Annotated in this window: 26 protein-coding genes; 7 read left to right on the plus strand and 19 right to left on the minus strand. The window is 65.8% G+C overall.

Annotated features, from left to right (window positions below):
* Nucleotides 1–123: 123 nt before the first annotated feature.
* The 5 genes from ACRVYW_RS13655 to ACRVYW_RS13675 all read right to left on the minus strand — a co-directional run bounded on the left by ACRVYW_RS13655 (nt 124) and on the right by ACRVYW_RS13675 (nt 5,865).
* Nucleotides 124–750 carry an alpha/beta hydrolase gene (locus tag ACRVYW_RS13655; protein WP_431805291.1) on the minus strand — a complete coding sequence of 209 codons (627 nt, stop codon included), beginning with the start codon at nt 748–750 and terminating at the stop codon, nt 124–126.
* A 336-nt stretch (nt 751–1,086) separates the two neighbouring features.
* Nucleotides 1,087–2,253, minus strand: coding sequence for an MFS transporter (locus tag ACRVYW_RS13660; RefSeq protein WP_045247062.1), 1,167 nt, complete (start codon nt 2,251–2,253; stop codon nt 1,087–1,089).
* A 496-nt stretch (nt 2,254–2,749) separates the two neighbouring features.
* Nucleotides 2,750–3,496 (minus strand): hypothetical protein, encoded by a 747-nt coding sequence (locus tag ACRVYW_RS13665; RefSeq protein WP_431805292.1) that lies wholly within the window; start codon nt 3,494–3,496, stop codon nt 2,750–2,752.
* A 101-nt stretch (nt 3,497–3,597) separates the two neighbouring features.
* Nucleotides 3,598–4,956, minus strand: a complete 1,359-nt coding sequence (locus ACRVYW_RS13670) for an AAA family ATPase (RefSeq protein ID WP_431805293.1) — start codon at nt 4,954–4,956, stop codon at nt 3,598–3,600.
* A 156-nt stretch (nt 4,957–5,112) separates the two neighbouring features.
* Complete coding sequence (locus tag ACRVYW_RS13675; RefSeq protein WP_431805294.1) at nt 5,113–5,865, minus strand: ABC transporter permease; 753 nt, start codon at nt 5,863–5,865, stop codon at nt 5,113–5,115.
* Between the two features lie 80 nt (nt 5,866–5,945).
* Here ACRVYW_RS13675 and ACRVYW_RS13680 point away from each other — a divergent pair, with 80 nt between their 5' ends.
* On the plus strand, nt 5,946–7,217 hold the full coding sequence (locus tag ACRVYW_RS13680; protein ID WP_431805295.1) for a COG4705 family protein: 1,272 nt from the start codon (nt 5,946–5,948) through the stop codon (nt 7,215–7,217).
* 32 nt (nt 7,218–7,249) lie between these two features.
* Here the strand turns inward: ACRVYW_RS13680 and ACRVYW_RS13685 are convergent, their stop codons facing one another.
* From ACRVYW_RS13685 to ACRVYW_RS13695, 3 genes are read right to left on the minus strand one after another with little or no spacing between them, the layout of a single operon-like run.
* Nucleotides 7,250–7,978, minus strand: coding sequence for an SDR family oxidoreductase (locus ACRVYW_RS13685; protein WP_431805296.1), 729 nt, complete (start codon nt 7,976–7,978; stop codon nt 7,250–7,252).
* Nucleotides 7,975–8,406: a cupin domain-containing protein gene (locus tag ACRVYW_RS13690; RefSeq protein ID WP_431805297.1), complete on the minus strand. Its 432-nt coding sequence runs from the start codon at nt 8,404–8,406 to the stop codon at nt 7,975–7,977. The genes ACRVYW_RS13685 and ACRVYW_RS13690 overlap by 4 nt, the downstream gene beginning before the upstream one ends.
* Nucleotides 8,406–8,729 carry a carboxymuconolactone decarboxylase family protein gene (locus ACRVYW_RS13695; protein WP_314853811.1) on the minus strand — a complete coding sequence of 108 codons (324 nt, stop codon included), beginning with the start codon at nt 8,727–8,729 and terminating at the stop codon, nt 8,406–8,408. Before ACRVYW_RS13695 ends, ACRVYW_RS13690 begins: the two co-directional genes overlap by 1 nt.
* A 109-nt stretch (nt 8,730–8,838) precedes the next feature.
* On the opposite strand from ACRVYW_RS13695, the gene ACRVYW_RS13700 reads away from it, so the two are divergent.
* A complete protein-coding gene (locus ACRVYW_RS13700; protein ID WP_431805298.1) occupies nt 8,839–9,714 on the plus strand; it encodes a helix-turn-helix transcriptional regulator in 876 nt (291 codons plus the stop codon).
* Nucleotides 9,715–9,747: 33 nt separating this feature from the next.
* Here ACRVYW_RS13700 and ACRVYW_RS13705 read toward each other — a convergent pair whose 3' ends face one another.
* The 3 genes from ACRVYW_RS13705 to ACRVYW_RS13715 form a co-directional block, all read right to left on the minus strand.
* Nucleotides 9,748–9,876, minus strand: coding sequence for a hypothetical protein (locus ACRVYW_RS13705; protein WP_314853809.1), 129 nt, complete (start codon nt 9,874–9,876; stop codon nt 9,748–9,750).
* A gap of 20 nt (nt 9,877–9,896) precedes the next feature.
* Nucleotides 9,897–10,652 carry a COG4705 family protein gene (locus tag ACRVYW_RS13710; protein WP_431805299.1) on the minus strand — a complete coding sequence of 252 codons (756 nt, stop codon included), beginning with the start codon at nt 10,650–10,652 and terminating at the stop codon, nt 9,897–9,899.
* Between the two features lie 203 nt (nt 10,653–10,855).
* On the minus strand, nt 10,856–11,191 hold the full coding sequence (locus tag ACRVYW_RS13715; RefSeq protein ID WP_431805300.1) for a hypothetical protein: 336 nt from the start codon (nt 11,189–11,191) through the stop codon (nt 10,856–10,858).
* 166 nt (nt 11,192–11,357) lie between these two features.
* On the opposite strand from ACRVYW_RS13715, the gene ACRVYW_RS13720 reads away from it, so the two are divergent.
* Complete coding sequence (locus ACRVYW_RS13720; protein ID WP_431805301.1) at nt 11,358–12,041, plus strand: phosphatase PAP2 family protein; 684 nt, start codon at nt 11,358–11,360, stop codon at nt 12,039–12,041.
* Here the strand turns inward: ACRVYW_RS13720 and efeO are convergent.
* Nucleotides 12,034–13,260 carry an iron uptake system protein EfeO gene (gene efeO / locus ACRVYW_RS13725; RefSeq protein ID WP_431805302.1) on the minus strand — a complete coding sequence of 409 codons (1,227 nt, stop codon included), beginning with the start codon at nt 13,258–13,260 and terminating at the stop codon, nt 12,034–12,036. The two genes, ACRVYW_RS13720 and efeO, sit on opposite strands and share 8 nt — an antisense overlap.
* Nucleotides 13,257–14,183: an iron uptake transporter permease EfeU gene (efeU, locus tag ACRVYW_RS13730; protein WP_431805303.1), complete on the minus strand. Its 927-nt coding sequence runs from the start codon at nt 14,181–14,183 to the stop codon at nt 13,257–13,259. The genes efeO and efeU overlap by 4 nt, the downstream gene beginning before the upstream one ends.
* Before the next feature lie 197 nt (nt 14,184–14,380).
* Between efeU and ACRVYW_RS13735 the strand changes: the two genes are divergently transcribed.
* Both ACRVYW_RS13735 and ACRVYW_RS13740 read left to right on the plus strand, forming a co-directional pair.
* The gene (locus tag ACRVYW_RS13735; protein ID WP_431805313.1) at nt 14,381–15,046 is read left to right on the plus strand and encodes a response regulator transcription factor; all 666 of its coding nucleotides are present in this window, start codon (nt 14,381–14,383) and stop codon (nt 15,044–15,046) included.
* Nucleotides 15,043–16,041 carry a sensor histidine kinase gene (locus tag ACRVYW_RS13740; protein WP_431805304.1) on the plus strand — a complete coding sequence of 333 codons (999 nt, stop codon included), beginning with the start codon at nt 15,043–15,045 and terminating at the stop codon, nt 16,039–16,041. The genes ACRVYW_RS13735 and ACRVYW_RS13740 overlap by 4 nt, the downstream gene beginning before the upstream one ends.
* A gap of 148 nt (nt 16,042–16,189) precedes the next feature.
* On the opposite strand, the gene ACRVYW_RS13745 is transcribed toward ACRVYW_RS13740, so the two are convergent.
* A complete protein-coding gene (locus ACRVYW_RS13745; RefSeq protein WP_431805305.1) occupies nt 16,190–16,807 on the minus strand; it encodes a VTT domain-containing protein in 618 nt (205 codons plus the stop codon).
* 126 nt (nt 16,808–16,933) lie between these two features.
* On the opposite strand from ACRVYW_RS13745, the gene ACRVYW_RS13750 reads away from it, so the two are divergent.
* Entirely contained in the window at nt 16,934–17,326 is a 393-nt protein-coding gene (locus tag ACRVYW_RS13750) for a zinc ABC transporter ATPase (RefSeq protein WP_431805306.1), read from the plus strand.
* Nucleotides 17,327–17,411: 85 nt separating this feature from the next.
* Nucleotides 17,412–18,197, plus strand: a complete 786-nt coding sequence (locus tag ACRVYW_RS13755) for a metallophosphoesterase (protein ID WP_431805307.1) — start codon at nt 17,412–17,414, stop codon at nt 18,195–18,197.
* 393 nt (nt 18,198–18,590) lie between these two features.
* On the opposite strand, the gene ACRVYW_RS13760 is transcribed toward ACRVYW_RS13755, so the two are convergent.
* The 5 genes from ACRVYW_RS13760 to ACRVYW_RS13780 form a co-directional block, all read right to left on the minus strand.
* On the minus strand, nt 18,591–18,785 hold the full coding sequence (locus ACRVYW_RS13760; protein ID WP_431805308.1) for a hypothetical protein: 195 nt from the start codon (nt 18,783–18,785) through the stop codon (nt 18,591–18,593).
* The gene (locus ACRVYW_RS13765; RefSeq protein WP_431805309.1) at nt 18,782–21,202 is read right to left on the minus strand and encodes a TniQ family protein; all 2,421 of its coding nucleotides are present in this window, start codon (nt 21,200–21,202) and stop codon (nt 18,782–18,784) included. Before ACRVYW_RS13765 ends, ACRVYW_RS13760 begins: the two co-directional genes overlap by 4 nt.
* Nucleotides 21,202–22,380, minus strand: coding sequence for an AAA family ATPase (locus ACRVYW_RS13770; RefSeq protein ID WP_431805310.1), 1,179 nt, complete (start codon nt 22,378–22,380; stop codon nt 21,202–21,204). The genes ACRVYW_RS13765 and ACRVYW_RS13770 overlap by 1 nt, the downstream gene beginning before the upstream one ends.
* Nucleotides 22,377–24,527: an integrase gene (locus ACRVYW_RS13775; protein WP_431805311.1), complete on the minus strand. Its 2,151-nt coding sequence runs from the start codon at nt 24,525–24,527 to the stop codon at nt 22,377–22,379. The genes ACRVYW_RS13770 and ACRVYW_RS13775 overlap by 4 nt, the downstream gene beginning before the upstream one ends.
* 34 nt (nt 24,528–24,561) lie before the next feature.
* A partial coding sequence (locus tag ACRVYW_RS13780; protein WP_431805312.1) for a TnsA-like heteromeric transposase endonuclease subunit occupies nt 24,562–25,168 on the minus strand: 607 nt, incomplete at its 5' end.

The raw sequence follows: 25,168 nt of genomic DNA on the forward strand, positions 1-25,168 counted from the left end.
TACTGTAGGTTCCCGCTCGAGATGGCGGAGGATGCCGGGATTCCACGGCAAATGGCAGTGATCTCGAGTTCGAGGTTCCACGCGAAACGGCAGATTCCTACAGTCCTCGATCCGTGGTGGACATCAATCACCTGTCGAGTCGAGATGGCGGGCGAAGAAGCGCGCGGCATCTTCGCTGGCGAATGAGGGGACGCCGGTGTGTCCGCCCATGTTGGCGTAGAGGGTCTTCTCGGTCGATGCGAAGGCATCGAAGAGATCGAGCGCCATCTGTCGATCGTTGCCCTCGTCATCCCATTGCAGCAGCCCATGGAGGGGGATCGTGATCCGTCGCGCTTCGTCCATGGTCGATCGCGGCACGTAGCTTCCGGCGAACAGGCCCGCGGCCGCAATGCGCCGATCGGTCGCGGCCAGGCGCACGGCGACCGCGATGACCCCGCCGGAGATGGCGACCCGATCCCCGATCTCCGGAAGCCCAAGCACTGCGTCGAGTGCGGCCTGCCACTCCGGCACTGCCCGCTCCACGATGGGAAGGATGAGCCGGTCGATGATGTCGTCATCGGGACGCTCGCCCACCGAGATCGCGCGCACGAGGTCGGCACGGGCTTGTTCCGCGCCCGGCAGCGGGTGCCGGTCTCCGGCACCTGGCAGTTCGAGAGCAACCGAGGCGAAACCCTGTGCGGCGGCGCTGCGTGCTCGGACCTCCAGACGGGGGTGCATGCGCCGTAGCCCGAGCCCGCCGGGCTGACCCAACAGGATGAGCGGAACGGGGCCGGCCGTCGACGCGGTGGGTGGTGTCCAGAGGATGCCGGGAATGTCGCCGAGGGTGAACTCGCGTTCGATGGGTCCCTGGTCAAGGCGGGTTTCGGAGGTGAAGTGCATGGTCGTGCCTTCCGGGAGTGCTGCAAGGATGCGGCGCTCCCGGGCGACCTATCGCCCGACCGTGACTCCCGTGGGGAGCACCCACGTCGATTCGTTCACGGGTACCACCTCCTCGAAACTCCTGCACGGACCCCTGAAAGCTACCAGCATCCGCGACACCATCGAAATAAATGTGTCGCCGACGCGATCGCTCAGATGCTCGCCATGTCACTGCTCCGCAGTCTCGGCCAGTGGGCGATCCCGACCTATGCGATCGATGGCCCAGGGGCCGAGGACCGTACCGCTCGCGATGACAGCGGAGAACACGAGGTACGCCGGAGCCCACCAGCCACCGGCGATCAACGCGCCTGCAGCGACCACCCCGATCGCGGCGCCGATCGTGTCGGCGTTCGCCTGCAGACTCATCCCGCGGGCGACGCGGTCGCCGCTCGCCTCCGAGACGAGGGTCTTCTGCAGAGGGTAGAGGAGGCCCAACGCGGCACACACGAAGACCCACAGCGCGGCTATGACGATCACTGGAGGGGAGACCGCCAGCGCAGCTGCGCTCCCCGCAGACGCGATGGACGCGGCGGCGTAGCCGGGTTTGCGACCCCATCGCTCGACGAGACCGTGCAGGAGGCGCGGGAGAATCGTGAGCGCGATACCGCCCGGCAGGTAAACGAGCGCGATCTGCCAGACCTGAAGGTTCAGGGCTTGCAGCTGCAGGAGCAGCGCCAGACCCACGCCCGCCTCGGCGGCGGTGACGAAGACGCCGAGCGCCAAGAGCGGTGCGAGTCGACGGACATGTCCGCGTGTTCCGCCCGCGAACTCTTCCCGCACGACGAGCGGTTCCTTCGGCACGAACAGAAGGCGCACCGCGGCGGCGATCGCCGCGGCGGCGAGTCCGATGAAGACGGCCGAGTATCCGTAGGATGCAAGGAGAAACATCGCGGGCGCCCAGAAGATCCAGGATCCGAGGGCCTCGGAGGACATCAGCCCTGCAAACGTCCCCGAGTCGTCCGACAGGTATTCGGCGGCGATGGCGCGCAGCGAGATCCAGAACAGGGGGCCGGCGACGCCGCCGACGGCAGCCGCGACGAACGCCATCCCGGGCGTATCCGCGAACGCGTAGAGCACGCAGCTGGCGCTGTAGAGGAACGCTCCGACCGCTGCGACTCGGGTGCGCGGTCGCGAATCGGCGAGATACCCGGCAACCGGTCGCATGAGCACCGATACCACCAGCTCCGCGGCCACCAGCCATCCGACCACAGACGTACTGAGCCCGAGCACCGCGCCCCCCCAGAGCGGAATAAGGAAGTCGAGCAGATCGACGGGGCCACTCAAGAGGGTCGCGGACGCCCCGATCGCGCGGCGGCGTGCGGAGGTCGTCGACATTTGACCACCCTAGGGGGATTCTGCGCTGGTACCCCCGTCGCAGCCGGCCCATTCGCAACTCGATCGATGCTCCGTGCCTCCGAGCCGCGTCGACCTGGGTAGCGCTCGACGCGCACACCGCCTTGAGGTCTCGCAACCAGCCGATGTGGATACCGCGCGGCTGCCGGCCCCTCCGACCACAGCACATAGACGCCTGCAAGCGGATCGTCTATCGTACAAGCGTAGGGACGAAGGTTGCTGCTTACGCTGGCGTCTCGAAGATGATCTCTCGGCCGTCTTCCTCACCCCACTGCTCGCCGTTCTCGACAGACCCGTATCCGTCATCTACTCTTGTAGGTTCCCGCTCGAGATGGCGGAAAATCCGAGGATTCCACGGTAGTTGGCAGCCACTCGGGGGGCAGAATTCCACGCGAAAGGGCGGATTCCTACTGGCGCGCCTTTAGGTCAAGAGCGGTCCGTGACATGTCACTGCTTATCTACCGCGAGCGAGCGGTGACTAAGCAGCAAGCTTGCAGTTGAAGGTGGCACGCGAATTCGCTACGCCCCAGTCGAGCAGTTCCTGATACCAGGGCACCACAGCCAATACCCCGCAGTCGACAGCGGACATGAACCCCGACCACAGGAAGTCTGCTCGAACGTTCACGCCGTGATCAACAAGAACTCGCGCCAGAGCTCGGAAGAGGTCATGGTCCCCGGCAAGCACCGCGACGTCAGTGCCTGCGTGCGACCGATGGCCTTCTATCTCGGCTTCCAGCTGCGCGGCAGTCAGCGTTGTGTCTGACCGCTCTATGACGAGCGTTGAGAGATCCGCCGCCGTCGGCACGATCGAAGCAAGACGGCCGAACGGAAAGTCCCTGAGATTGAGGTTGTAGCCCATTCTTTCGTTCACAATTCGGAGTGGTGCGAGGGCCGCCGCGAGAGAGATTGCAGCGTCGCGAATAGATGCGACGTCGAGAGTTCCTCCCCGACGCTCAACGGATCGACCGTAGCTCGCAATCACGCGGTCTAGAACCGCCGGATTCGTGAGCACCACGTCGATCATCGCGTCGTGGTGTTGAGAGGCGACGACGTTGGAGGGATAGCGCGAAGCTGGCTGAGTGAACCTGTCGTAGTCGGCGTCCACTAGGAACCGCACCCCCCGCACACCTCGCTGCTCCGCTTTCACTGCCGCTTCAAGCACCTTTGGCCTCCCACTCCCACCAATCAAGATCACGTCGCCGTCGTTGATGTGCTCCTTGATCATGAAGTGATCGTCGTCACCTTCAACCACAAGGATCAGGGAACTCGACCCTTGGCGCGCCATCGCCACTGTGCCGAAGATGGTCGTGGGCGTTATGGCCCCCCTCATGCGAAGGGAACCTCCTCCGGCCCGAGCGCAGTCGCCCTGTCCCAATCGTCATTGATGATTTGCGGTGAGTGAGTGGCGACAATGAACCGAAAGTCAGCCAACTCGGCAATCCGTTGCACATCCGGAATAAAGGCCAACTGCCAGACCACGTGCAGTGAGATCTCCGGCTCATCAATCATCACGAGGGCGCCGGCGGGCACGTTGAAGAGGAGATCGAACATGAGGATAATCTCGTGCTGCTCACCCGATGACAGCGAGTCAAGACTGATCGGCCGGTCATCGGACTGGTGCTGAACCGACAGCCCATCCTTCGCTGTGATCGCCAAGCGCTTTCGCAGCAGCCGGGAGTTCACAACCTCCTCGAGGAGTTCGACCTTCCGGAGCAACGCCGCAAAGGGAGCGAGCTTCTTCTGAGCATCATCGAGATAGAGATTCAGTAGGCGCAGTTCCCACTCCTCGAGCGGCCTATCGGGCAGTTCGAGCTCATCCGAGAGGTCTACTGAGGCGACGCGTCCCAGCCGGCTTCGAAAGTCATTCTGCTCTTCGTAGCGCCGGCGAACATCGTCGACGTGCGGCACGACGCTTACGCCCGACAGGACTCGCAGCGGAAAGTCTCGGTCCAACTGCTGAGTGATGGTCGAGTGTGCTGTTTGCGCGCTCGCGAGAAGTCCTTGCATCCGCGCGCCGTACTGCACGATCTTGGAGTCGACCCGTCTACGCGCGGGATGCCTCGGGGTCGCAAACCGATTCGTCTGCACCGAAGCAGTCCGAAGCCGTTGCGTCTCAATGAGATAGGTCGGAGTGGCGGCACGCAATCGACGAAACAGTTCTGGAAGCGGCCTGCCCGACTCGGAGCGGGACTGACGTCGATCGACGTCGGCGAACCTATCCTTCAACTCGGATATGTGAACCAGCTCTCCATCCTGGGCGTCCTCCCACAAGCCAGCTTCGTCATACCGTCTCCACGTCGTGTGGGCGTCGAGGTAGGACTCGAACTCGTCTTCCTCGAAGTCCCACGTCGCTGGTTCCTCGTCTGCCTTCTCGATCACAAACTGGAGGCGTCGCGAAATCCACTTTCCGTTGACCGCCACCATGGGCAGATCGATGCCGCGGACCTGGAGGATCGTTCCGTCCGAGTAGTAGAGCGCTGCCGTGTCAAATGGAAGTGCCTGGAGAGTCCCTCCGTCAATCTGCGACAGGGCCCGAATGATCTCCAAGAACTTCGTCTTACCGACGCCGTTGGGCCCGTAGACAATCATGAAATCGTCTTCCGCAGGAAAGGTGATTTCATGGGTGTACTCGCCGAGGACCTGTGTTGCGACAGCGCGAACGAGAGTTAGGCGTTTTCCAGTCACACTGCCACTATGGCAGTGCTCAACCAGATCAGCGACGAAGCGGATCAGTAGTCCGTCACGACCACAAGTTAACGACCGTCCCAGACCGGGCACACCTCTCGCGGGTGGCGACGAACGGCTCGATTTCCGACATCCGCGCATCCGCGCGGGCACGTCTCACGCCAGCACCGCTTTAGGCCGCGTACGGACGTCGCCCATCCAAAGGGCGATCAGCACTGCGGTGACCGACCCGGCGGCCATGATCGCGGCGAGCACGACGATCTGGAATCGACCGGCTTCGAGCGGGGAGATACCGCCGAAGATAGCGCCGACGAAGGCTCCCGGGAGGACGACCAGGCCTGTGGTCTTGGTCTGGTCGATCGAGGGGATGAGCGCGTCGCGCACTGCGCCGCGAGCGAGCGTGATCGTGGACTGACGGGGCTTCGCGCCGAGCGCCAACCACCCCTCGACTTCATCCCAGTGATCATTGACGGATCTCGTGAACGATCTCCCTGTCAAGGTGGCGATGCTCATTGAGTTGCCGATGATGATCGCCCCGATCGCGAGGGCGTACCGCGGGGTGAACTCCAGAGCACCGGTACTGAAGACGATCGACAGGGCGACGACAACCCCCGCCGCGATCGAGGAGGACATCATGCCGAAGTCGCGCAACGACCAGCCGATGCGACCCGTCGCCACGATGCTGGCGATGGTGAACATCACGACGAGCGCCACGGCGATCCATTCGGGGCTCGACACGATCCCCGTGAGAATCACGCTGATCACCGCGAGTTGAGCGGCGCCTCGAACGATCGCAACGGCGGGCTCCCAGAGCCGCGGAACACGGAAGAGCGCCAAGACGAGCGTGGCGACCACTGCGAGCACGACCACACCGACGAGAGACGCGGCGAGGTCGTCGGACAGGGTCACAGCCGGAGCCTACCGAAGGCATGAAACGAGCGGTCATCCGCTAAGAGACGGATTAGTCGCACCTTCGTAGCGTGCAGATCGTGACGAACAACACGACGATCGCGCCCGCTGGTTCCGGCCGCCGCGAGATGCTCAGCAAGGTGCCGGAGATCACGCTGTGGTTCTGGATCATCAAGATCCTCTGCACCACGGTCGGTGAGAGCTTCGCGGACTGGATCAACATGACCCTCGGCGTCGGCCTCGAGATGACCGCGGTCCTCTTCACGATCGTCTTCGCAGGCGTCCTCATCTGGCAGCTGTCGCTGCGACGATACGTGCCGGTCGTGTACTGGCTAACCGTGGTGGTGGTCAGCGTGACCGGCACCTTGTACACCGACATCCTGACCGATGTGCTCGGCGTACCTCTCGCAGTCAGCACAGCCGTGTTCGCGGGCGTGCTCGCAGTGGTGTTCGGAGTCTGGTGGGCCAGCCAGCGCACCCTATCCATCCACAGCATCACCAGCACCCCGCGCGAGTTGTTCTATTGGCTCGCGATCCTCGTGACCTTCGCGTTGGGGACCGCCGCCGGCGACTGGATCCTCGAGGTGACCGGCTGGGGTCCGGGTGTGTCGGTGCTGCTTCCCGCGGCGCTCATCATCGCGGTGATCATCGGCTGGCGCCTGGGCGCGAGCGCGACACTGTCGTTCTGGCTCGCCTACATCCTGACCCGCCCGTTGGGCGCGAACCTCGGAGACTGGATGGGCTTCCCGGCTGACCAGCAGGGTCTCGGGCTGGGAGTCGCTGTGACCAGCGCGATCTTCCTCGTCGCGATCATCGCTACTGTGATCTATCTGACGGTATCGCGCGCGGACGCCATCGACCCCGACAAACTGACAAAGCAGCCTTCGTGGGCGCGGAGCCCATGGTCGAGCCCGAAACGGGAACGGGCGATGCTCGGCTACTTCGGTGGAGTCGCTGTGCTCACCGCCGGCCTGCTGATCTGGGCGTCTGCGCAGCCCCACACGACAGCGGCAGCGAGCGAAGAAGGACCCGCGTCGACCGCAACTCTCGCACCCGGCGAGTCGGCGACCGCGGGCTTCCCCGCCGCAGACGTCAGCGAACTTCGGACGATCTCGCAAGACACCCTCGAAAAGGTGAAAGCCGGGGATCAGGCCGGTGCCGTGGCTCGCGTCAAGGACCTCGAATCAGCGTGGGATGCCGCGCAATCGGTGCTGAAACCCTTGAATCCGAACGGGTGGGCTGTGCTCGACGGGCTGATCGACGCGGTCCTCACCGAGGTGCGCGCCTCCAGCCCGGACGCGGTAGCGGAGGAGGACGCGCTGTCCACCCTGCTCTCGGCACTCTCGTCGTGACCGAGCCGACCGGCCCTGGCGGACAGCGACCCTCAGGGCTGGTCGGCGGGGCGCAGCAGGATCTCGTTGATGGCGAGGTGGCGCGGCTGAGCCAGAACGAAGCCGATGACCGCGGCGATCTCTTCAGGCTTGACGGTGGCCGCGGAGTATCCCTTCAGAACGGCTTCGCGTGTGGCGTCGTGGGTGATGTGCGAGGGGAGCTCGGTGTCGACGACGCCCGGTTCAATGAGGGTCACGCGCACGTTGGGGAGAAGTTCCTGACGGAGGGACTCTGACCAGCCGTTGAGCCCCCACTTCGTCGCCGCGTAGACGCCGTTGCGTGCGCGGGCGGTGCGCCCGGCGACGGACGACAGGTTGATGACGTCGCCGGGCGCTTCGCGCAGCTGGTCGAGGAACACTTCGGTCGCGGTGATCGCGCCGAGGAGGTTGATGTCGATCATGTTGCGGTAGTCGTCGCGTTGGGCGGACGCGAATGGGCCGAGGAGCATGATGCCGGCGTTGTTGACCAGTACGTTCGCTCCGCCGAGTTCCTGCTGCACGCGGTCGGCGGCTGCGACGAGCTGCTTACGGTCGGTGACATCGGCCTGGATCGGGAGTGCGCCGGCCCCCAGCTCAGCGGCGAGAGCCGAGATCCGGTCGGCACGTCGTGCGAGCAATGCGACCCGGTACCCGGCGGAGTGGAGGGCGCGGGCGGTTGCGGCGCCGATGCCGGAGGAGGCGCCGGTGATGACGGCAACCCGAGGGGTGGTGTTCTCGTTCATGGGTTGGAAGGCCTTTCGTTGTGGGTGAGAGCGGAGGCGTATTCCTCCGCGGTGATGTGTTCGGCCCACTTGACAGCGGAGTCCTTCTCAGATGGGGGGAGGGTGCTGACGGCGAGGTGTTCCATGAAGCTGTCGTCCGCGGCGCCGTGCCAGTGCCACTCTCCCGGCGGAGTGTGAACGCTCTGGCCTGGGCCCGCGATGATTGTCCGACCATCGCGGGTGTGCACTACGGCGGTTCCCTGCGTGATGTGGAGGGTCTGCCCATGGCGGTGGACGTGCCAGGCGGTGCGCGCGCCGGGGGCGAATCGGACCAGAGCAACTGTCGCGTATCCAGGCGGTTGGGGGCGGGCGATGGTGTCGACCCACACGTCGCCGGTGAATCGATCCGATGGTCCCCGCACCGTCGCGCCCCGAGGATCGATGTGCATCAGTCCGCCGGCTCTGCGAACACACGCTTCGCGACATGCACGGCCGACATCGCCCGAGGCCACCCCGCGTAGAACGCGAGGTGCACGATCGCTTCGACGAGCTCGGCGTCGGTGAGGCCGTTCTGTCGGGCAAGACGCAGGTGGCTTTCCAGCTGTTCCGTGCTGCCGGTGCTGATCAGGCTGGCGACGGTGACGAGGCTGCGATCGCGCGGAGACAGCTCCGGTCGCCTCCACACGTCGCCGAACAGCACCTCGTCGGTGAGGTCAGCGAGCTTCGGTGCGATGTCCCCGACGAGCTGCTGTGCTCGCGTCTTCTCGGCCATGACGATTCCCCTTTCCGCAACGTTCATCCATGGTCGCCCCCGCGCGGACCACGAGCCAGGTAACGCTGTCACCCCTCGCGAAAATCGCGGATATTCGTATGCTCGGCTCATGGACAACCGGTCGGAGGTCCGCGATTTCCTGATGACGCGGCGGGGACGTTTGACACCCGAGCAGGCTGGCATCACCCCGTTCGGAGGCGCTCGACGCGTTCCCGGGCTGCGTCGGGAGGAGCTCGCCATGCTCGCGGGCGTCAGCGTGGACTACTACGTACGCCTTGAACGCGGAAACCTGACCGGCGTATCCGAGAGCGTGCTGCACTCCCTGGCAGGCGCACTGCGACTCGACGACACCGAGCGTGCGCACCTGTTCGATCTGGCTCGAAACGCAAACAGCGTGGGGCTACGGCCCCGCACCTCGGTCACGAATCGGGTGAGGCCTGGGCTGCAGCGCCTTCTCGACTCGATGTCAGGCCCTGCGTACCTCCGCAATGGTCGGCTCGACCTGCTCGCGTTCAACACGCCCGGCCGCGCCCTCTACAGCCCCGTCCTCAGTAGCGCTGCGCAGCCTGCTAACACCGCGCGGTTTACCTTCCTCGACGCGGGATCCCATGACTTCTGGGACGACTGGGCTGCGATGGCCGACGGGCTGGTCGCCACGCTGCGCGCCGAAGCCGGCCGGTACCCGACGGACAAACGGCTCACAGACCTCATCGGAGAGCTCGCGACCCGCAGCCCTGATTTCCGGAGCCGCTGGGCATCCCACGAGGTGTATCGGCACTCCACCGGGGCCAAGACCTTTCACCACCCCTTCGTCGGTGAGCTGACATTGACGTTCGAAGCGCTGACCTTCCCCGCCGACGATGGGCTGGTGCTCGTCGCCTACGACGCGGAGCCCGCATCACGATCAGCAGATGCTCTCCGGCTGCTGATGGCGTTGACCTCTGCCCCTGTGGGCCCCGACGAGGGCTCCTGGCGGGAAGGTTGACCGCGTCCGGCGTGGCGAAGGAAGCGTGTGTGGTCAGTCGGCGAACTCGTCATCCTTGTCGTCGAGCTGGTCAGCGATGATCGCGGCCAGCTTGACCGCGCCGGCCAACACACCCGCGATGACCACTGCCCCGGCAATGACACCTGCCGCAATGCTCCACATGCGGAGACCTCCTAATTTCTTCACCCGACCCGCGCCCGCGGAGCTTCCCGGGAAGCCAGCGCCGTCGAGGTCTGTGGACGGACGTACATCACAGCGACAAGCACGATCATGATGATCGCGAAGCCGAGGGACACCCACCCCGACCCGACGCCGAGCCCCCCTTCGGCAGATGGCTTGCCGAGCCAGTCCGCGACCGACGCGCCGAGCGGGCGGGTCAGCACGTATGCGAACCAGAACGAGAACACGGCCCCCCAACGCCAATACGTGTACCCGACCGCCGGGAGCATGATCGCCGCGGCGAACAGGAAAACAGACGGCAGGTATCCGAGTCCCAGCCCCACTGCAGTGAGGTCGCCCACTGCGGTACCGAGCGCGAAGGTCCCCACGACAGCCGCCCAGTAGTAGAGCTCGCGACGAGTCGTGGTGATTTGGTGGACGGAAAGCGTCCGCTCGGTGCGCCACCAGAGCGCGAACGTTCCCGCAAGCACGACCGCGTACAGTGCAGCCGTCGCTGCGTACGACAAGCCGAGCACCACGTGCATGACGTCGGCGGCCATCGTGCCGAACACTCCCACTGCGGCCACTGCCAGCCAGTACACCGCGGGGACATAGCGGCCTCGCGTCAGCTGCAAGACCAGGGCCAGGGCGAAGAAGACGAAGCCGAGGAAGACCGCGACGACAGGATCCATGATGCGGATGGAGAAATCCGAGAGGGCCTCACCCAGAGCCGTCGAAGCCGCTTTCGTAGCCCAGAAGACGAGTGTCGGGTCCGGCACCCGAGAGACGCTACCGGGCTCGAGGGCGCCGGTCCGGGGACGGTAGGGAGTCATAACGCCGAGCCTTCGACCCTTCGTCTAAGTCACTTCTAAGAAAGTGCCGCTCGGCGACGGACTGCGACAAGTGACGATCGCGGGGCGCCTCGGACCAGACGCCCCGCGACCGGTAGGGACGAGATGACGATGGGGTTCGTCGTCTCGATTCAGTTGCCGCTCGACGACGAGGAGGCGTCGTCGTTGGTCTCCGTGTCAGTGTCCGCAGCCCCGCTGTCGTCGGCTGTTTCGGTGTCCGTATCGGTCGCACTGCTGTCGTCGGCTGTTTCGGTGTCCGTGTCGGCCGCACCGTTGTCGTCGGCAGTTTCCGTATCCGCGGTCGAGTTGCCGTCGACGGCCGCGGTGCCTGTGGCCGACGTGGAGCTCGCCGGCGCCGGCGTCGCTGCGCTGGCGGGCAGGGCGAGCGCGACACCACCGATCCCGAGGACGAGGGCCGCTGCACCTCCGCCGATACTCGCGATGAGGGTCTTCTTCTGAACAGTCATGTCATGTCTCCATTCCGCGGGCGATTGGTCCCGCATAACCTCACCGTGACGTGCGGCCTCTGATGAGCGTCAAAGAATCAGCCGCCGGCGGTCAGCGTTGAGCAGATCCATAGGCGCTGTGGGACTTCTCAGTGCTGCCTTAGAGCCGACGACGGAGAGTGCATGGATGCCGTCTTCACCACGCCGTTCCGCTGCATGGCTCAGCGTCTCCCTTGCCGCCCTCACCCTGGTAGCCGCTGCGGTCAGTGGTCTGCTCATCGTGGCGTCGCCCACATGGTCGGACGCGGAGGTCGGACTCGTGGGCCTGGTGCACGGGCTGCACAGCACTGCCGGCGACGTCGTCGCCTTGGCGATCAACTCGGCGTTCGGGGTCGGTGGAGCGATCCTTGTGTCGCTGATCGTGCTTTCTTGGATCCTATTGGCGACGCGCTCGTGGCAGGACACGGTGCGCGCGGGCATCGTGCTGGTTGTTCCGTGGGCGTGCGTTGAGGCGCTCAAGCTGGTCGTACGGCGGCCTCGACCAGACCCCGCGATGCTGCAGCCGATGATCGTCGCGGATCCAATGTCGTTCAGTTATCCGAGCGGTCACACAGCCTTCGCGGCCGCGTTGTGCTGTGCTGTGGTTCTCGTCGTGCTGCCCCGACGCGCGCGCGCATGGAGCGTGCCGTTGGCGGTGCTCGTCGTACTCGTGACGGCGTGGTCGCGTGTCTACCTCGGCGTTCACTACCCGACCGACGTGCTCGCGGCCGCAGTGGTCGTCCCTGTCGTATCGTTTGCAACTGCGCGCGCTGCCGCGGCGTGGCCTCTTCTGGCACCGCGGCACGTGACTGCGGTGAACCGGATCAGTTGAGAATCGTGCCCGTCAATCGGGAAAGGGGTTCCGCGAGCGTGTTGATCTGATCGACGAGCGCGCGCTTGTCCGCTGCGGTGAGATCGGTGTAAGGCACGAAGCCCGCACTGAGGGAACCGTGTGTTGCGAGTTCGTTCTCGAGAGACGCGAATCCCGTCTGGATCCGCTCGACAAGTGTGGCCCCCTGCGCGCCGGTTGCCGAGGCGAAGTCCTTCACGAAACAGAACGACATCTTGGCGCCCTCGACGTTCGCGGCGAAGTCGTAGAGGTCGGTGTGCGACCACCAGTCCTCTTCCCCGGTGATCTTCTTGGTTGCGACCTCATCGAGCAGGCTGATCGCTCCATTGGAGATCGCGGCGATGCCCTGACCGTCGAGAGCCGCCTGGAAGTCGTCTGAGTGCACGTAGTCGTACAGTTGGCCGATGTCGGCGACGAGGCGCTCGCCCAGTTGCGCGCGCTGTTCGGGAGTTGACGGGCTCCAGTTCTGCCATGCAGGGGTGACCTGATCGGCGTTGAGCGCATCAGCGGCGGGCACCCAGAGGTCCTTCTCGATGCGGTGGAAACCGGTCCACTCAAGATTCTCCGCGACAGCATCGACCTCGCGGTAGTCGATCTTGGGGTCGAGGTCACCGAGTGTGCTCGCGACCGGCTCGATGCGCTCATAGAAGGCGCGCACCTGCGGGAACTGTGCACGCGCGGTGACATCGTCGCCGGCCGCATACGCAGCGGCGAAGGCCTTCGCCGCCGGAAGCAGTTGCTCGACCTGATCCTTCACGAACGCAGCGTACAGATTCACCGCCTGCTGCTTCTGCTGCGCATCTGCACCGGTAACGGCGACCTGATCGCCGGTGACTGTGAACGCGGCACGCCCGATACCTTCGCCGACCATTCCTGGTTTGCACACGGTGAGGTAGTTGCCCGGTTGCGCGATGACGGTAAGCGTACGAGTCGCACCCGGTGCGATGTTCTCGATCTCACCGACGATACGCAGCCCGTCGGATGCGAGGAGGTAGAACTCGGTGACCTGAGTGCCGGTGTTGTTGACGGTGAATGCGAGAGTCCCGCTGGATGCGCCCGCAGCAGACACGCCACAGGTGTTGTCGTCGGAGGTCACGGTGAGCGCGTCGGCTGTGGTGGCAGCGTCCTTCGCCACACAGCCGGCGAGAGCGACCACCGCCACGGCAAGGGCGGTCATCGCCAGGGGGATGCGAGGGGTCATGATTCTCCGACGAGGTGAGGTACGGGCGAGGGCGAGGCTGCACGGGTGGAGGCTTGGCGGCGAAGTCCGCGCGCGAAAAACGATCCGACGATGGCGATGTATCCGGCCCACGCGATCACCTGAAACCACGACATGCGCGGCATAAATCCGACCGTCGCCTGAAGGACGGTGGCGAGAGTGCCGCCGGGTGCGATCGAGCCACTCAGATCGAACGCCCAGCCGAGCGGGAACCCGGCCCATCCGATGGCGACGGCACCGGTCGCAGGGTCGATAGGTGCACCCGCGGTGAAGGGGCCGGGGACGACGCCCGCTTCTTGCAGGTCTTTGAACGCGTACGCAAGAACGCCTGCTGCCGCGATCACCAGAATGGCGCCCGTCCACGCGAAGAACAGCCGCAGGTTCACGCGCACAAGCCCGCGAGTGAGCAGCCACCCAGCGATCACCGCGGTGAGGATCCCGAGAATCGCGCCCAACAGGGCTGCAGGCGCGTTCCCGAAGGACTGGACCAATGACCACAACAACAGTGTCGTCTCGATCCCCTCGCGGGCGACCGACAGGAACCCGAGCGCGACCAACGCCCACATGCCGCCGCGAGCGAGCGCCCGGTCCACGTCGCCCTCGAGCGTCGACTTCATGGTCTTCGCGGTGCGCTGCATCCAGAACACCATCCACGTCACCATCGCCACGGCCGCCAGCGATAGCACTCCACCGATGATCTCTTGCGCCTGGAAGGTGAGGGTGTACGCGCCGAAGGTGAGGATTGCACCGATACTCACGGCGAGAGTGACCGCCAGCCCGACGCCAGTCCACAGCCGCGGAAGCACGTCCCGCCGACCCAGACGAGACACGTAAGCGACAAGCATCCCGACCACCAGCGCCGCCTCGAGACCCTCACGCAGGCCGATCAGAAAGGTCGCGAACACGACGGCACACTCCGCAGATGAGGTCAGAGGGGGAAGCACCCGCCGAACGAATCGTCGACGAGGCAGGTAAGTCGAACCTCACCGGGAGGTCACGATATCCCCGCTCCCGTCGGCGTGCAAAGCCTTAGTGGGGCATGATTCGTTTCTTAGAGACGTCTCAGAACGGGCCGCGAAGGGTGGTGGTGTGGAGGATGATCATGGCCGATAACCGACCGCGTTTGCTGCTCGCCGAAGACGACCCTCAACTGGGACCCCTCATGGTGAGAGTCCTCGAGGAGGTCTACGACGTGACTCTGTGCGCGGATGGCGCCGAAGCGCTCACGGCGGCGCAGCAGGGCCTCTTCGACGTGCTGATCATCGACCGTCGCTTGCCTAACATCGACGGCGTTTCGATCGTGGAGTCGTTGCGGCGCGGAGGGGCGACGACACCGATGCTGATCCTCACTGCGCTCGGGACGGTGCAGGACAAAGTGCGTGGCCTCGATGCCGGTGCGAACGACTACCTGGTGAAGCCGTTCGAGTTCGAAGAGCTGTTCGCCCGGCTTCGCGCCATCCGCCGCGTCAGTGAGGGTGAGGGCCCGTTCGTGCGCATCGGCACGTGGGAGTTCTACCCCGATTCGCGCGCGGTTTACTCGCCTTACGAGGGACGCACCATCCTCACCGAACGCGAATCCGACCTGTTGCGGCTATTCGCTATGCACCCGCAGAGGACATTCACGCGCAATGAAGTCCTGCAGGCCGTCTTCGAAGCCACCGACACTCCCGGAACTGTCGACACCTACGTGCACTATCTGCGCCGCAAAACCGATCCTGAGATCGTCACGACCGTGCGCGGGCGCGGATACCGGCTGGGGTTGCTGTGAGAAAGGCAGCGCATCGCACCGACGCCGACGCACTGTTGGTGCGACGCACCGCGATCCGAGTCGGGTTGTGGATCACTGTCGCCGTCTCCGTCCTCGTCATCGCCGTGATGGTAGCCGCGATCAGCTTCGTGTTCCACCAGATCCCTCTTACCGCTCTCTTCGACCGGACTCGCCACGAAGAGATGATCGATGTCGGCGGGCTCGACATCATCGTGGGCGGCGTCGCCCTCGGGTTTCTCGCCATCATCCTCGCCGGAACACTCGGTCTCCTCGCCACCCGCCGCGCAGTAGCCCCACTCGTCGATGCGCTCGGCCGGCAGCGCCGATTTGTAGCCGACGCCTCCCACGAGCTTCGAACACCACTCGCGATTCTCGACACCCGACTGCAAGTGCTCGAGCGATCGATGCCCGCAGGAGACCCCAATCGAGAACTCGTCGACGAGCTCCGTGGGGACTCACGCAACCTGATCAACGTGGTGAACGATCTGCTCGACTCCATCGATGTCACATCGAGCGGAGTCGTCGCGTCCGAACCAGTCGCCCCCGTCATCGCCGACGCCGCCACCTCGATGCGACTGATGGCGCATGAACGAGGCATCCAGCTCCACGTTGACACCGTTCCCGCCGACCGCAGCGCCGCCATCCCGCCGACGAGTCTTCACCGAGCTCTCGTCGCGCTAATCGACAACGCCGTGAAGCACTCGCCCGACGGGGGAACAGTGCTCGTCACCACCAGCACGAGTCGGAGTGACACCTGCATTGCTGTACGCGATCACGGGCCCGGCATTCAAGGGATCGATCCCGAACGCGTCTTCGATCGTTTCGCGCGGTCCTCGCTCGCGGTCGACGGCGGGGGCTCCGCGAGTACAGGATTCGGTATCGGACTCAGCCTCGTACAAGACACCGTCGGCCGGTTCGGCGGTACCGTCGAGGTCACCAGCACCTCTGAGGAGGGAACGACGATCACCATGACGCTCCCGCGCGGCCGCCGATAGCTGCCCCATCGGGTCTTCTCGTGAAGGCAGTCGGGCCTACGGTCCCGCTCTGCGGTCGCTGCCACGCTCGAGCACGGCCGCGCCGGAATCGTCGAGAATTCCGACGTCGATTACCCCCGACAGCCTGCAGCCTCTCGCCAATGGTTCGCTATGAACCCGACTCCACTCGGGCTGAGCGGCGGCCCCGGCGCGACCCCAGCACCGCAGTCACCGCCACCGGCGCAACAGTGACGACAACGATGCCGAGCATGATCCACTCAATGTTGGCCGCCACCCATGGAATCGACCCCAACAAGAATCCCGACAAACCGAGCACACCAGCCCACACGACTCCGCTGACGATATTCCACCGTGTGAAAGCAGCTCGAGTCATCGCCGACATCCCCGCGGCCGGTGCGACGTACGTACGGACGATCGGAACAAACCGAGCCAGCACAATCGCGAATGCGCCCCACCGCGCGAAGAATCGCTCGGTTTCGACCAGGTAGCGCCGCTTCAGGACACGCGCATCAGAACGAAACAGCTGACGGCCGTACCGCCGTCCCAAAGTGAATCCGACCTCACCACCAAGGATCGCCGCTGCGCCCGCCACCCCCGCCACGACGCTCCAATGGACGCCGATCGCCGCGGCGATGATGGCACCCGCGAAGACGAGGCTGTCGCCCGGGAGAAATGGGAACAGGATCCCGTTCTCGACGAAGACGATCAACGCAATGAGCACGAGCGAGAAGACGCCGAATCCGGCCAGCACATGAAACAGATCCATCTGCGCGAGCTTCCAGCGCGGGCTCTAAGAAGCCTCGAAGATCGACTACTCCGTCGCATCGAGTCCTCCCCGTAGACGACACCGGACGATGGTGAGAGACTTCTCTGTTCTGCGCGAGGAGGAAGCATGGACACTGACGGGACAGCGGCCGGGGGCTGGGAGGAAATCATTCGCGGACTGATCGCTCGGGCGACCGAGTCGGCCCCGACCGAGCCCGGCGTGTACCGGATGCCGTGCGGTGAGTGCGTGGTCGACTTCTTCATCACCGCGGAGGGCGAGGAGCACTGGCTCGTCGCCGGCGACGAACGCTCCTACACTCGGGAGACCGTCGCGATCGCCCGACACGGAGACTACCCGTGGGAGCGTCTCTACACGCTTGCCGACGCGGCCGAGGAAATCGCGAGACTCGCCGCTGCGAACGGTGGCGGCATCGACCGAATGCTCAAACAGCTGGTCAGAACGGACGACGACCGCGAGGTCGAGCGCAGGGTTCGTGAGCTCGAGGGGGATGAGCAGTGAACCGCTCGAGGATGTTGCGGTGCGCTTCGAGGTCGACCGCGATGAACTCTAAAAGCAGCCGTAACCGCGAACGTGGAGAGCAGCTATGACCGAGTATCCATGGTTCGACTTCGACCAGATCGACTTCGTCACCTCGGACCAGCATTTCAGCCACGCACGCATCAGCGAACTCGCCGAGCGGCCGTTCGCGACCGTGGAGGAGATGAACGCGGAGCTGGTGCGGCGGTGGAATGAGGTGGTGGGACCACACGACTCCGTGCTCCATCTCGGTGATCTGGCGCTCGGGCCGATCGAGGAATCCGTCGGTCTCACCGTGCACCTAAACGGGCGACGGTTCCTCGTCCCGGGCAACCACGACCGGGTTTCGCCGGCAACACAGTCCAAGCGTGCAATCGAAAGGTTCACGCCGCTGTATGAGGCTGCCGGGTGGAGTGTCCTCCCCGAGGTGATCGAGGGCACCCGCCGCGGGTACCAGATCCTGGCATCCCACTACCCCTACAGTGGCGACTCACACGGCACCGACCGGCATACGACCCACCGCCCACGTGTGGACGATGGTGTTCCGCTGCTGCACGGTCACACTCATGCTCGCGATCATGGCCCGCGCGGGCATGAGTTCCACGTCGGCGTCGACGCGCACGACTTCACGCCTATCCGCTTCACCGTCATCGACGAGTGGATCCGCAGCCTCCCGGGCATCGAGACGCGGCTGCAGACTGCGGCCCGTGAAGCGCGCACGGTGCTCGCTGGTGTCGTCGACAGCGAGACGCCCGGTTCGGACGCGCTGTTCTACATGCAGGGGTACAACGAGCTCGTCATTGTTCTTGCGGAGCTTCTCGACGCGCTCCCCCACGACGAACCGAACGGGTAGACGGGAACAGGTCATTCGCGGTCGGGCCGGATCGAAGAGTGCGTGTCTCAGTTCGGTAGCGCACCCATCCCTGCCTGCGCCAATGCACCATCACAAGGCTCCAGACCGCCCGTGACGACCACGCCTCCTCACGATCGACGCGATTGGGGTCTTGTGTGGCGAGTTCGGTGAACAGCTCACGGAACGTCGGCGGTTCGCCGTGCTCGCGGGTGTACCGGTGGATGATCTTCACAGCGCGGCGCGCCCACCTCGGCGCGGTCTTCGCTGACGTGAGCTCGGTGAACAGCGGCGCCAGGTCGGGTACGGACCACGGCTTCTCGGTCCACCCGGAGTTGTTCCACTGCATCGTGTCGTGATGAACGACTGGATCGCCGCCCTCTGGAGCGTCGGGGCTCATGGCCGCGTCTCGCAGTCGACGGACATGCCCAGTGAACCAGCTGGTGTGGTCGGCGGAGAGCTGCGCTCAGTCTGCGATCCGGCGTCCTCCATCACGGCCATCAACGGCGCGGTGTACCTCTCCCCCGTCACCTTCATGCGCTCCCGCGCTGCTTGCTGCAGACGACGTGAGGTCCGCTTCTTCTCGGTCATGACGCCTTCCCTTCTTCGGTCGGAAACGTGGCTTGGGGTCGAGGGTCGGCGGCGAGGGCTCGACGGAGCTTGCGCGCCAGCCTCGCACCAAGTGGGGTGAGGCGCATCGGCCTGTTGCGTGCCGCGGGAACGAACAGATCCCCGCCGGCGTCGGCGCCGAGGCTGGCGAGCTGGGCGCTCAGTGAGCTTTGGGTCGTGCGGATGGTCGCCGCGGCGGCGCGCACGTTGTCGTGCTGCGTGGCGATGAGGAACCGACGCGCCCGTTCGATGGGGTGCCGGCCGACGAGTGCGCGCTGCAGCAGCCGTGACCGGCCGGCCAGTGGGTGAGGGGTGCGGTCGTGTGGGCCGGGTCGCATCGCGATGCCCGCCGCTTGGATGCGGTGCGCGATCGTGGGAGCGCTGCAGCCGACGAGCGCAGCGATCTGTCGCAGCGTCATCCCTTCCTTCTCGTACCGCTCTCGCAGCCAGTCGTCGTCGATGACGAAGGTGATGGGCCGTCCGCGGCGGAGGGTGCTGTTGCCGTCGGCGAGCACACGCGACACCGTCTGCCGCGATACTCCCGTCCGCCGCGCGAGCTCATAGGTGGTCACGCCGTCACGGTACTGGGCGACCAGTTCGCGGCCGCGAGATGGTGTGTCGAGTGCGCCCCGCGCGGGTCTGGCCGTCGCCCAGTCACCGACGCCGTCGCTGCCGGTGGCGGCCGGTTGCGTGTGCGTCACCAGCGGCGGCGACCAACTGAGCGGCTCGTCGATCCCTCGGCCGAGCAGAAAGGCGCGGCCGACTTCGGCCAATTCGCGGCGCACGGTGTCCGGCAGCGTCTTCGTGAAGGTCGTCACCGTCCGCGGAGACAGTCCGGCCGCGTCCCATGCTTTCGGTGCACAGCGCATCGGGTTCCCTGTGATGGCTCGGTAAAGGTGAGCGCGCGCGTTGCGGTGCCTGGCGCCGGAGCCGGGTCGGACATTCAGCCGGGCGCAGATGCGATGCCATTCCTCTTCGGGAAGCAGCTCGGCACAGTCGAGCCTGCGGCGACGTGCATAGTCGATCCGCGTCTCGTGCGCGTCGAGGTAGGCGGCGAGGTTGAGGATCGCCGCGAGTGCGGGCGTCTCCGCTGTGGGCCGGCCGAGTTCGCGCATCACGTGAGTGACCTGACGGATGGGTGCCGTCGGGTCCAAGAGGGCGAGGGCAGCGGAGTGGGTCAGGCGCGTGCCGGTGAACACGACGGCCGCGGCCAGCGCAGACGCGGCGACGTCGCTGTGGATGCGGCGTGGGGCGAGCGCGTTCGTCCACTCATCCCAGAGTTGCGCGGGCACCTTTCGTGCCCCCGCTTCGGGGTCCACGTCCGAGGTTGGCGCAGCCTGCAGGAACAGTGTCGGTCGCCGGGTGCGACCGAGCGACGCTGCGATCAGTCTCTGCAGCTGCGGCGTCTGACCGGTGTACGACGTGCTTACCGCGAGCCGCCCATTCAGCAGCCGCACGGCACGATCGGCGTCTTCCAGGGCGGCGATCGCGACCGTCGTCCCGATCGCGCCGCCGGCCGCTGTCGGCGGTCCCGCCCACGTCCACTCATGCCCATTTCGGGGCACCGCCGCGAGGAGTTCGGTTCCCAACTCGGGCATATCGATGGTGCGTCCGTCGCAGAGTGCGACGCCTGCGGCTCGGGTCAAGAGGCGGATGTCTTCGAGGACGGTGATTGCGGGTTGCGGGGCGTCCGCGTAGATCCCGAACCGGCCCACGCCGCTGGAAAGGATCTGCATCATGCGGCGCTGCGCGTGGAGCGCCGCGTCGGGTGCGGCGATGCGTTCGGGGTGCGCGGTGAGGTCGCCGCGACAGCGACTCGCGATCGGTCCTGTCCCGGCGCCAGCGACGGGGCCATGACAGTGTCCGGGGTCCGGGATCCCGGCGAGCGGGTGCCCGGTGCGACGCGGCGGGCGGTGACACACCGGGCATTTGTCCGCGAGGATGCGGCGGTGCCTGACGCACGCGAAGGTGAACGGGAACTGCCACGACATCCGCCACCTGCCGCCGGAGTCCGCCAAGCATTCCGGGCAGTACCGTCCCGCCATGCCGCCGACGGGGCAGCGGAAGCTGATCCGTCCCTGCCGGGTGTAGCGGATCGCGTGCCGCGCGAACCGCATCCGCGTCATCTCCTGGAACTGCTCCGCCGGGATCCCTGTCGATCTCTCCAGCCGCGCCGCCTGGTCGTCGGTGAGCTCGGTCGCCCATTGCGCTGCCATCCACGATGTCGCCGACACAGCCCGGCCGCCCTCCTGCTCCACCAGGCCGAGCGCGCAGGCCATCTCCGCGATAGTCGCGCGGGTCGCGGCCGCGGAGGCCTCCAGCCAGGAGTCGAACGGCTCGTCCGGCAGGGGGCGGACCCGGAACGGGAGGACACGCACGTCACCGGCTGCCTCGCTCATCAGGCCGCCTCCTCACCAGTCGCCTGGGAGTCGTCGTTCTTCAGGCGGCGTCGGCGCCGATCGCGGCGTGCCCGATCCTCTCGGTCGTGCTTGGCCTGCAGCTCGGTGCGCTCCGTTTCGGCTCCTTCGTCGATGCGGATGTCGTCGAGGAGCTGGCGGTCGATCCGTTCCGCACCGGTGCGGATGGCGCGGGACGCGCCGCGGCGGATGAGGTCCATAAGCGATCCGATGTTGCCGGTGGTGCGGGCGAACAGGTACCGCGACATGTCGACGAGCATCCCCTCGTGCGCGTCGGCGAGCACGAGGGCCTGTTCGATGTGCCAGAGCAGACTGTCCCACTCCTGGCGGGTCTGCTTGGTGCGCAGGCTGTAGGGGTCGAGGCTGAGAACGGTCCAGCGCCGGAACGTCTGCGCCATCGCCGCTTCTTTCCCGCTCGCTCCCTCGCCGACGAGGCCGCGTTCGCGGAGCGCGACGCCGGCGAACAAGAAGGTGGCGCTGTACTCGTTGGACAGCCATTTCAGCTGGTTCGCGACCTCGACTCCGTCGCGGGTGCGCATCTGGATGAAGTGCAGGTCGTCGATGATCACCAGGCGGGTGTCGTGCCGTTCGATGCAGTCCGCGGCCGCCCGCGCCAGATCCCGGCCGGCCATCGAACGGTGCAGGATGCCCGCGGTCGCGGGGTGTGCGTAGAACCCGAGGATCATCATGTGCAGACCCTTGATCGTGAGCCTGCCCGGGACGGTAATGTGGCACACCGGCAGGTGGAGGATGTCGTGATACTCGTCGAGGTACTCACCCACCTCCGCGATCCGCTGCCGGTGGAAGTCGCGCCCGAAGGTGTTCACCACCGTCGACTTCCCGAGGGCCGGCGGGGCGTCGAGGGCGGCGGCGGATTTGACCCGATCGGAGTCCTGCAGGTTGCTGTCCAGGATGTCACCCAGTTGCAGGTGCACGCCGTGCACCTGCCGGGTCCGCAGCAGGATGTTCGCGTGCCACGCCCGACGCTCCGCGTTGTACTTCGCGAACGCATCCGGGTCGAGCGCTCCGAGCTGCTCCAGGGTGAGCAGCTCGGGCTTGTTCCGTGGGGGACGTTCGGCGAAGTCCTTCCACCCCTCATAGGTGGATAGGCTCCGCTGCCGGCGGGGCGCGTCGTGCTCGCCTGAGACTGTGGTGGTCATTGGATCATCTCCATCGGCTCGAAGTGGTAGTCGGATCGGATCGTGGGTTCGTCGATGTCGTCCTCGTCGTCGTCATCGCCCGTTTCGGGGATGTCGACGCGTTTGCGTGGGTCCCGGACCTCGCCGGTGAGCTCCCGGCCGAGGTCGGTGGTGGGGTTCAGTTCGGCCTCGAGCATCCGCTGCACGGTGCGCAGCGACCACACACCGTCAGAAGCGGGATCTTTCTCGTTGAGCTGCGCGGCCATGCGGGAACTCATCCGCCGCTCCGACGGAGTCAGTGCGCGTCCCGCACCCCAGTCCTCGAGCAGCTGCGCAGCGACATCGTCGACCTGGGAAGGGCGGCCCTGTCGGATTGCGATCTTCTTCGCATACTCCAGCGCGTCGAGGCTGAACGGGGTGTCGAAGGCTCCCTTGTGCTCCCACTCGAGGGTGTGCCAGGTGCCGTCCTCGGGGTCGTGGAAGTAGATCTGCGTCAGGTCGTCGGGGTTGACCACGAACGGCCACTCCGTGCCCTTGTCTCGGTAGATCGATCTGGCACGGTTGCGGTACTTCGCGACCGAGTCTCCGGTGTAGCGCAGCTTGTGGATCTCAACGCCGTAGTGGTTGAACTGCCGTTTCACGACCGGGAGCAGCTCAAGCAGAACGCTCCGGTCAACAGGCATCCGCAGTTGCCCGGCAACGGCGAGCCCCTGGTCGTATCTCTCGGCCGGGCTGAGCTTGACGCCGGGGAGGCGGGGATCCTCGAGAGAGTCGTGGGGTCGGAGGTGGTAGACCGTCGCGACCCACTCTCGGATGATCTGCTCCAGTTGCGGGACGGTGTAGACCGCGTCGGCTTCGACGTCGTCGCCGCGTCCTCCGACGTCCGCGCCCTTGTAGCCGGGGAGTTCTTGGAGGAACGTGTCGAGGGTGCGGAAGAACCTCTCGACAGGGCTCTTGTCGGTGGGCTGGTAGACGCGCGCCGGCTGGATGGATATGCCCAGGCGTGCGCACGCGCTGGTCACATGCTCCGAGAGGTACGGTGCGCCGTGGTCGACGATGATCGTGTCGGGCAGGATCCCCGCACGAACGAACCGCGGGACGCGGATGCGCGTCGGGTCGACGAGCACGGAACCGGCGACGCCGTGGAAAGGCCATCGTGCGCTCGTGCCCCAGTCCGCGGGTGTGTCGAAGGGTTGGCATGCTTCCATGAGCACCCCGGAGACGTCGATGGATTTCGTGGAGCCGGGCGTCAGCCGCATGCCGAGGATGCAGCGGGAGTAGAGGTCGATCGCGACGGTGAGGTCCGCGGCGACCCACTTGCCCGTCACCGGGGCCACGGCAAAGACGTTCAGCGGCGTCGTGTCGAGGAGGACGTACTGGCCGGGCGCGGTGGCGTGCAGGCGGCCGTAGGGAGCGGGCGGCCGGTTTGCGTTGGAGCGCTTGCGTTTGGTGCTCCCGGAGAAGGTCGCGCGGCCTCGGGAGAGCTCGTCGAGGATCTTGTATGCGGCGCTGCGTGAAGGGGCGGCGACGATACCTGGCCCGTGTGTGCGGTCGGCTCGGGCGTTGACTCTCGCGATGATGATGCTCTTCGCGACCTTCGATTCCGGCGTCTGCTCATCGATGACCTCGCGTGCCGCCGTGACCCAGCGGTCGTCGAAGTTGGCGAGCGGGTTTCCGGGCTGCGCCTTGCGGTGATCGATCAGTCCGATCTCGCCGGCGTCTTTGTATCTCGCCACCCACCTCGCGACGGTCCGGCGGCCTTTGCCGAGCTCGAGCGCCTTCGCCGCGATCCGCTCTTCGATGCGACGCTCCGGATGGTAGGCGAGCTTCGGTTCGCCCTCACGCGCGATCTCGGCCGCCCCCGACCGGTAGCCGGTGAGGACCTCTCGCACATGATCGGCGCGCTCGGCGGACACCGCACGAGCCGCGCCGCTGGCATCGGCCCAGACAACACCCAGCGGGGGCGCGTCTTCATCGCGACTGTCTCCGGGGATGCGTGTCGTACCTCCCTCAGCGCGGGGCCGCAGGAGGTCGATCATCCGCAGGCGCCGAACCTGGCCAGTTCGAGTGCGGACGATGACCGCACCATCGCAGATCTCCGCAACTGTGCAAGCGTCGCCGTCGTAGACGAAGTCCACGCCGGGTTTCAGGGTCCACGTGCTGCTCATCGCTATCTCCTTCAGGTGTTGAGGTGGTGTTATCTCAGGCCCGCGTCACGATGCTCGTGCCGCTCAGAAGTCGAGTCAGGTCAGTGCTCAGCCGCCGCGTCCACAGCAGATGCAGGACGAGCGCGCGTGCTGCGAGAAGCCCTTCGACGACGGGCGCGATCGCGCGCACTGCTTCGCCGAACGCCATGGGCGATCTCAGCTCACCGAGCGCGGCCGTGATGTCGCCGTCGGCGAACTGGAAGGGTCGGCGGTAGCCGGCAAGGAACTCGACGTTGCGTAGCAACACCTCATCCGGCTCGGATTGGACGCGGTACTCCCACCCGTGGGGTTCGATCACGCGCCGCGACCAGCTCAGCGAGTCACGCACCTTCGGGATGGTGAGCTTCGCGGCGGGCTTCACATCCACCACGCAGACGGTTTGGTCCGCGTGGACGATCAGATAGTCGGGAATGTGGCGACGGCGTGTGCCCTTGTCCTCCCCCTCGAGGAGGAACGGCTGAGACAGGATCCAGTCGACGCGAGGGTCGAAGTCGGCCAACAGCAGGTTCGCGTACTCGAGCCGCGACTCGTATCCGACATGCGATTGCATGGTTGCCGACCAGTAGCTGCCCGAGAAATGCCGCTGCCCCCGGTACCAGCGG

Source organism: Microbacterium sp. bgisy203, assembly GCF_965345155.1.
Classification (GTDB): domain Bacteria; phylum Actinomycetota; class Actinomycetes; order Actinomycetales; family Microbacteriaceae; genus Microbacterium.

Excerpts from the sequence above, each read along its gene's own strand:
- ACRVYW_RS13700 (WP_431805298.1), top strand. The coding sequence starts at position 8,839 with ATGGACAACCGGTCGGAGGTCCGCGATTTCCTGATGACGCGGCGGGGA.
- ACRVYW_RS13760 (WP_431805308.1), bottom strand. The coding sequence starts at position 18,785 with ATGACCGAGAAGAAGCGGACCTCACGTCGTCTGCAGCAAGCAGCGCGG.
- ACRVYW_RS13665 (WP_431805292.1), bottom strand. The coding sequence starts at position 3,496 with ATGATCAAGGAGCACATCAACGACGGCGACGTGATCTTGATTGGTGGG.
- ACRVYW_RS13715 (WP_431805300.1), bottom strand. The coding sequence starts at position 11,191 with ATGACTGTTCAGAAGAAGACCCTCATCGCGAGTATCGGCGGAGGTGCA.
- ACRVYW_RS13775 (WP_431805311.1), bottom strand. The coding sequence starts at position 24,527 with ATGAGCAGCACGTGGACCCTGAAACCCGGCGTGGACTTCGTCTACGAC.
- ACRVYW_RS13755 (WP_431805307.1), top strand. The coding sequence starts at position 17,412 with ATGACCGAGTATCCATGGTTCGACTTCGACCAGATCGACTTCGTCACC.
- ACRVYW_RS13720 (WP_431805301.1), top strand. The coding sequence starts at position 11,358 with ATGCCGTCTTCACCACGCCGTTCCGCTGCATGGCTCAGCGTCTCCCTT.
- ACRVYW_RS13770 (WP_431805310.1), bottom strand. The coding sequence starts at position 22,380 with ATGACCACCACAGTCTCAGGCGAGCACGACGCGCCCCGCCGGCAGCGG.
- ACRVYW_RS13765 (WP_431805309.1), bottom strand. The coding sequence starts at position 21,202 with ATGAGCGAGGCAGCCGGTGACGTGCGTGTCCTCCCGTTCCGGGTCCGC.
- ACRVYW_RS13750 (WP_431805306.1), top strand. The coding sequence starts at position 16,934 with ATGGACACTGACGGGACAGCGGCCGGGGGCTGGGAGGAAATCATTCGC.
- ACRVYW_RS13705 (WP_314853809.1), bottom strand. The coding sequence starts at position 9,876 with ATGTGGAGCATTGCGGCAGGTGTCATTGCCGGGGCAGTGGTCATCGCG.
- ACRVYW_RS13745 (WP_431805305.1), bottom strand. The coding sequence starts at position 16,807 with ATGGATCTGTTTCATGTGCTGGCCGGATTCGGCGTCTTCTCGCTCGTG.
- ACRVYW_RS13695 (WP_314853811.1), bottom strand. The coding sequence starts at position 8,729 with ATGGCCGAGAAGACGCGAGCACAGCAGCTCGTCGGGGACATCGCACCG.
- ACRVYW_RS13735 (WP_431805313.1), top strand. The coding sequence starts at position 14,381 with ATGGCCGATAACCGACCGCGTTTGCTGCTCGCCGAAGACGACCCTCAA.
- ACRVYW_RS13685 (WP_431805296.1), bottom strand. The coding sequence starts at position 7,978 with ATGAACGAGAACACCACCCCTCGGGTTGCCGTCATCACCGGCGCCTCC.
- ACRVYW_RS13690 (WP_431805297.1), bottom strand. The coding sequence starts at position 8,406 with ATGCACATCGATCCTCGGGGCGCGACGGTGCGGGGACCATCGGATCGA.
- efeO (WP_431805302.1), bottom strand. The coding sequence starts at position 13,260 with ATGACCCCTCGCATCCCCCTGGCGATGACCGCCCTTGCCGTGGCGGTG.
- ACRVYW_RS13660 (WP_045247062.1), bottom strand. The coding sequence starts at position 2,253 with ATGTCGACGACCTCCGCACGCCGCCGCGCGATCGGGGCGTCCGCGACC.